This window comes from Albidovulum sp. (assembly GCF_049646345.1).
Classification (GTDB): domain Bacteria; phylum Pseudomonadota; class Alphaproteobacteria; order Rhodobacterales; family Rhodobacteraceae; genus Albidovulum.
Map to the genome: position 1 here is coordinate 1 of NZ_JBARVQ010000092.1, position 2550 is coordinate 2550.

Here is a 2550-nt window from a genome sequence, read left to right on the forward strand (position 1 = left end):
GCGGGCCGCCCCGCGCACGCGACATGTCTCGCCGTCTTCGCATGGCGAAGACGGCTCGGATCGGCACCGTGCCTTGCGGCTTTCGCCATTTCTTAACCGGCCTGCGCTTAGCCTGACCCCGGATAAGGGAAAGGCTAGGCATGCACGGGCTGGTGAATCGCTCAATTCAGTGCTTTCTGCGCGATACCTATGGCGGGGATGTCTGGACCGCTGTTGCGGCGGAGGCCGGTCTGGACGCGCAGGGGTTTGAGGCGCTTCTGAGTTATGAGGACCGTTTGACCGATGCGGTCGTCGATGCCGCCGCAGGGCGGCTTTCCAAGCCGCGCGATGCGTTGTTCGAAGATGTCGGCATCTATCTTGCGGGCTTGGAACCGCTCCGGCGCCTTTTGCGTTTTGGCGGTGTCGACTATGTCGATTTTCTGCAATCGCTCGATGAACTGCCCGACCGGGTGCGGCTTGCCGTGCCGGAACTGGACATGCCGGATCTGCGGCTGGTCCCGGCCGGGCCGGGGCGATTCACGCTGGTCTGCCGGGCGCCGCATGCGGGCTTTACCGCGGTTCTTGCCGGTGTGCTGAGGGCGATGGCCGACGATTACGGGGCGCTCGTCCTGATCGAGGCGGGCGGTTCGGATGCTGATCCGGACACGGTCAGCATCGAGCTTCTTGAAGCGCAGTTCGCATCGGGCCGACGGTTCGATCTGGCCCGGCCGGAGCATATCTGATGGACGGCAATCCGCATTCCGATATCGCCGCTTTGCCGGTCGCCGAGCTTGGGCGGCTGATGCCGATGTATATCTGGGTTGCGCCCAGCGGGCATATCCGCGCTGTCGGGCCAACCATGGCCAAGCTGTGCGAAGGACGGCTCCTTGCGGGGATGCGGTTTCTCGAAGTGTTCGAGGTTCGCAAGCCCCATCAGGTGCAATCGATGGAAGAAGTCATCCGGCTGTGTGGCCAACGCCTGCATCTGGCCTTGCGCGAGGCACCGCGTACTGCGCTGAGGGGACTGGTCGTGCCAGTGGAGGACGGGCAGGGGATTCTGGTCAACCTCTCGTTCGGTATCGCCGTCGCCGAGGCTGTGCGCGAACATGCGCTGACCAACGCCGATTTCGCCGCGACCGATCTGACGGTGGAATTGCTCTATCTTACCGAGGTCAAGGCTGCGGTGATGGAGGAGCTGGGGGCGCTGAACCGCAGGTTGCAGAGAGCACAGCAGGCGGCCGAAGCGCAGGCCCTTACCGACGCGCTGACCGGCCTGTCGAACCGGCGCGCGCTCGATATGGAGCTTCAGCGCGCTGTCGACGGTGTTGCGAGGGGCAGTAACGGATTTGCGCTGATGCAGATCGACCTCGACTATTTCAAGACCGTCAACGACACGCTTGGCCATGCGGCGGGCGATCTGGTGCTGACCGAGGTTGCGAAGAAGCTGAAGGCTGAAACCCGCAGACATGACGTTATTGCCCGCGTGGGGGGCGATGAGTTCGTCCTGATCCTGCCGGGACCGATTGATCCGCTGACCGTCGGGCGGATCGCGGCCAGGATCATCCGGGGCCTGGAACAGCCGGTGATGTTCGAAGGCCAACCTTGCCGGATTTCAGGCAGTATCGGCGCCACGTTGTCCCAGTTCTACGATCAGCCGGATGCGGACCGGATGCTGAGCGATGCCGATGTCGCGCTCTATGCCTCCAAGCGGCAGGGTCGGGCGCAATGCACGATCTATGAGGCCGGGCTGGACGTGGCGGAGCATGACACCGGAGCGGAGGATCGCGAGACCAGAGGTGTGGTGCGGTGACCGCTTGGCACGGGGCTTCGGCGTCGCGGTGCCTTGGCGTTCAACGTCACAGTGTCAATACGGGCGTCCGAAAACTGGGCCCGGCTAAAGCAGGCGGGAGCATGCCGCGTAGCACCGGTGATTCAGGTTTGACGTGAGAGGCGTTAGCGCCGCAGGTCCGAGGCGATGTCCAAGGCAAGCCTGCTGATCGCATTCCCACTTGCTTCGGCAATACCCGCAGCGCCTTCAGCAGCAATGGGAATGGCGATGTCGAAACGCTGCACACGTTCCCGGATGACGCCGTCTGGCGAGGCGATGGCATATTGCCCGGCGAAGCGGAACTGGCCATCCGTTCCTGCGAACATGCGTTCCACCCGCACCTCGACCCGGGCCTGCGCCGGTTCGTCGAGCGGCCAGGGTTCAGCGGCGGCGGTCGCAGTGGTTGCCTGATCGAGCGCGCGGGCCAAAGCGATCGTGACGCCCCGCACCGGATCATCGGCCCAGAGCGTCTCAGGCAGATTGCGCAGGGCACCGGTTTCTTCCTGTTGCGCGATCTCCACCGCAGCGGCGTATGCGGGCAGGGATACTTCGCGCAGTTCGATCGTGGCGACGCGTACAGGCACCTCGGCCGTCGCGGCGGGCGGATCGATCAGAAACCGCGCCTCGTTGCCGGAACCGCAGCCGGCGGCAAGCAGGATCAGGAAAAGTCCGGAATATCGCATCGCTTCACCGTCCCATCAGAAGTGAATTCGGGTTTCGTTCGATTGCACGGGCCAGTTGGC

3 protein-coding genes are annotated in these 2550 nt (G+C 64.1%); 2 read left to right on the forward strand and 1 reads right to left on the reverse strand.

Annotation, left to right across the window (positions count from 1 at the left end; all coding sequences use genetic code 11):
* Positions 1-140: 140 nt before the first annotated feature.
* Together WBB85_RS02300 and WBB85_RS02305 are read left to right on the forward strand one after the other, a co-directional pair.
* Complete coding sequence (locus tag WBB85_RS02300) at positions 141-722, forward strand: heme NO-binding domain-containing protein (protein WP_432637006.1); 582 nt, start codon at positions 141-143, stop codon at positions 720-722.
* A complete protein-coding gene (locus WBB85_RS02305) occupies positions 722-1789 on the forward strand; it encodes a GGDEF domain-containing protein (RefSeq protein ID WP_432637007.1) in 1068 nt (355 codons plus the stop codon). The genes WBB85_RS02300 and WBB85_RS02305 overlap by 1 nt, the downstream gene beginning before the upstream one ends.
* A gap of 143 nt (positions 1790-1932) precedes the next feature.
* Here WBB85_RS02305 and WBB85_RS02310 read toward each other — a convergent pair whose 3' ends face one another.
* Positions 1933-2490 (reverse strand): PqiC family protein, encoded by a 558-nt coding sequence (locus WBB85_RS02310; RefSeq protein WP_432637008.1) that lies wholly within the window; start codon positions 2488-2490, stop codon positions 1933-1935.
* Positions 2491-2550 lie beyond the last annotated feature (60 nt).

What these genes read in the sequence shown, in the direction of transcription:
- WBB85_RS02300 (WP_432637006.1), top strand. Translation starts at nt 141, where the DNA reads ATGCACGGGCTGGTGAATCGCTCAATTCAGTGCTTTCTGCGCGATACC.
- WBB85_RS02305 (WP_432637007.1), top strand. Translation starts at nt 722, where the DNA reads ATGGACGGCAATCCGCATTCCGATATCGCCGCTTTGCCGGTCGCCGAG.
- WBB85_RS02310 (WP_432637008.1), bottom strand. Translation starts at nt 2,490, where the DNA reads ATGCGATATTCCGGACTTTTCCTGATCCTGCTTGCCGCCGGCTGCGGT.